5 protein-coding genes are annotated in these 2,562 nt (G+C 71.2%); 4 read left to right on the top strand and 1 reads right to left on the bottom strand.

What is annotated here, in order from left to right:
• Positions 1-71: 71 nt before the first annotated feature.
• Positions 72-452, bottom strand: a complete 381-nt coding sequence (locus ABT023_RS28925; RefSeq protein ID WP_350889856.1) for a GntR family transcriptional regulator — start codon at positions 450-452, stop codon at positions 72-74.
• 271 nt (positions 453-723) lie between these two features.
• On the opposite strand from ABT023_RS28925, the gene ABT023_RS28920 reads away from it, so the two are divergent.
• The 4 genes from ABT023_RS28920 to ABT023_RS28905 all read left to right on the top strand — a co-directional run.
• Positions 724-1,143 (top strand): DivIVA domain-containing protein, encoded by a 420-nt coding sequence (locus tag ABT023_RS28920; protein WP_350889854.1) that lies wholly within the window; start codon positions 724-726, stop codon positions 1,141-1,143.
• Entirely contained in the window at positions 1,136-1,477 is a 342-nt protein-coding gene (locus tag ABT023_RS28915; RefSeq protein WP_350889853.1) for a hypothetical protein, read from the top strand. Before ABT023_RS28920 ends, ABT023_RS28915 begins: the two co-directional genes overlap by 8 nt.
• Entirely contained in the window at positions 1,461-1,631 is a 171-nt protein-coding gene (locus tag ABT023_RS28910) for a hypothetical protein (protein WP_350889851.1), read from the top strand. The genes ABT023_RS28915 and ABT023_RS28910 overlap by 17 nt, the downstream gene beginning before the upstream one ends.
• Positions 1,618-2,562: helix-turn-helix domain-containing protein (locus tag ABT023_RS28905; protein ID WP_350889849.1), on the top strand; the 945-nt coding region annotated here is incomplete at its 3' end. The genes ABT023_RS28910 and ABT023_RS28905, both read left to right, overlap by 14 nt.

The following is a 2,562-nucleotide window of genomic DNA, read 5'->3' as shown; positions in this document are numbered from 1 at the left end:
AACTCACGGGGGTAGGGCTTGGGCACAGCGACATCCTTCCAGCCCGCCACCAGGGCAAGCCATCTCAGATGTCACCTACCGGTGCAGCAGACCCCAGCGATCTCACCCTGGACCTGTGCCTTGCCGGCGAACACGATGTCGTGTCGCAGGTGCGCTGTCAGCAACTTGAGATCGCTACGAGCGCGCCCGTAGCGATGCCGAGAAAGGCGTTGCAGCCGCCGGCTCTCGCGGACGAAGGTTCCTACACCGTGGCGGGACTCGATCAATCCCTCAGCGCGGAGGACACCCATAGCATTACGCAGGGTAATCGGACTAACCCGAAACCGTCCAGCCAGGGCTGTCTCCGCTGGCAGTTGCTCGCCCGCCTGCAACTCCCCGTCACGGATGCTACGTCGCAACTTCGCCGCGATTTGAAGGTACTTCGGTGCTTTTGCGCCCAGCTCGTCCGTCATCGCCGCCCTCACTCAGGTAGTCCTCTCTAGGACAACCCCTCCACGCCACTGTACGGCCACCTATCGCCTGACGCAGACCGGCCAATCTCCAACGTTCGCCAACACGCTGGTCGAGGGCTTGCGCGCGGGCAGCCCAAAGCCTACTGTCCTCTATAGGTCTACATGAGTCACGGCGGGCATTGGACCTGATCAGCCCACCGGGCCGCCCCGCACCGGCTCGTTCCAGCGTGCCGGGCGGGGCAGCGCTGTCGACAGCCCAGGACGGAGGCACATGGAGCCCAGCACAGACGCGGTTGGGAACGGGCCCGCTACCGGTGTCAACGGCACCCGCGAGGGCGGCGCGGTCTACCAATCTCGGCGGAACCTGCTGACGCCGGCCGACATCCGGTGGCAGGACTTCCCGATGACCAGGTTCGGTCGGCGTGGCCTCGGCCCGGAGGCAGTCGGCAGGTTCCTGCGTCGGGTCGAGGCCGATCTGGACACCCTGTACCAGGAGATTGTCACCGCTCGCGACGAGGCGCGCTACCACCGGGACACCGTGACGGAGCTGCGAGCGGAGCGCCGGCGTCCCCGCGAGCCGTGGGCACAGCGACCACGCGGCGAGTACAGACGCCCGCCCATGTGGCCGACCTACTCCCCCCGCCGGCAAGGCTGCCACCGTCAGCCGGAAGACGAAGCGGGCGATGGCTGACTACCCGGCGCTCCACGGCCCGTCCAGGCCGGACTGGAACTGCCTCGTCTGCGGCGAACCCTGGCCGTGCCTGGCCCGCAAGCGCCAGCTCAAGGAACTGTGCCAGTGCAACATCCGGACACTCGTCCGCTACATGACCGCGTACCTGCGTGACGCCCACGCGGAAATCACCGGCATGAGCACCGCCGAGATCACCGAGCGCATCGTCGGATGGTGCGGCAGACCGTTGGAGATGTGGGTGGTCCAGGAGCACCCGGCCGACGCGAAAGATCAAGACCGGCAACAACGCTATCTACCCAACCAGAAGGCAGGGAGATATGGACGGCACGAATAGCGACCCGGGGCAGCGCCGGAGCGAACAGGCCGAGGCCGCCGAGCGGGAGGCGGCGAGGCGACGGCTGTTGGAGCAGGCGGAGGCGGACCGGGTGCCGGTGGACGACACCACCAGGGCGGTGCCCGACCGGCGGTGGCGTCGTGACCACCCATGACCTGCCGATAGGCCGCCGGGTCGCCCGGTTACGGGCCCAACGGCGGATGACTCAGCAGATGCTGGCCGACCGGCTCGGCAAGTCGAAGAGCTGGGTCGACAAGGTCGAGCGGGGTGCCCGGGCCCTCGACAGGTTCACCGTCATCCGGGACCTCGCCGACGCGCTCCGTGTCGACCCGGTGGCGTTGCTCGGCCGGGACGGCCGGCCGGTGGCGACCCGTGTCGCCGTGGACGGCGTCGACGGGGTGCGGGCCGCCCTGGCGCGCTACGACACCGTCCTGGCCGGGCCGGTCGGCCGGGTGGCACCGCCGGCCGGTGAGCTGGGCCGGCGGGTGGGGCACGCCTGGCTGACGTACCAGCATGCCGACTATCCGCAGTTGCTGCGGATGCTGCCGGCCCTGCTCGGCGACGCCCAACGCGTCCACGCCGGCGGCGGCGGGCACGACGCGGCGGAGCTGCTGGTGCAGGCGTACCGGATAACGTCGTCGGTGCTGGTGAAGCTCGGCGAGGGCGACCTCGGCTGGCTGGCCGCCGACCGGGCGATGTCCGTGGCCAGGGGTGACGCGCTGCTGGTGGCGGCGGCAACCGTGCCGCTGGGGCAGGCGCTGCGCGCCCTCGGCCGCGCCCGGCCGGCCCTGGCCGTCACGATCGCCGCCGCGCACCGCATCGCCCCCACGGTGCTGCACGTCGGCCCGCCGCGCGAGCCGGCGCTGTGCGGGACGCTGCTGGTCCAGGCCGCCCTGGCCGCCGCCGCGTGCGGCGACGCGCGGAGCGTACGGGAGCTGGTCGACCGGGCGGCGGGGCTCGCCGGGCGGGTGGGCGACGGGCCCGACCGGCACTGGACCAGCTTCGGGCCGACGGCCGTCGAGTTGGCCCGGGTGGCGACCGCCGTCGACCTCGGCGACGGCGGCGAGGCGGTCGCCCGGCACGAG

Origin of the sequence: Micromonospora sp. NPDC002296 (assembly GCF_040296145.1) — a bacterium.
GTDB lineage: Bacteria > Actinomycetota > Actinomycetes > Mycobacteriales > Micromonosporaceae > Micromonospora.
Note: the sequence above shows the minus strand (reverse complement) of the source record. Positions and strands in the feature narration are given on the sequence as shown.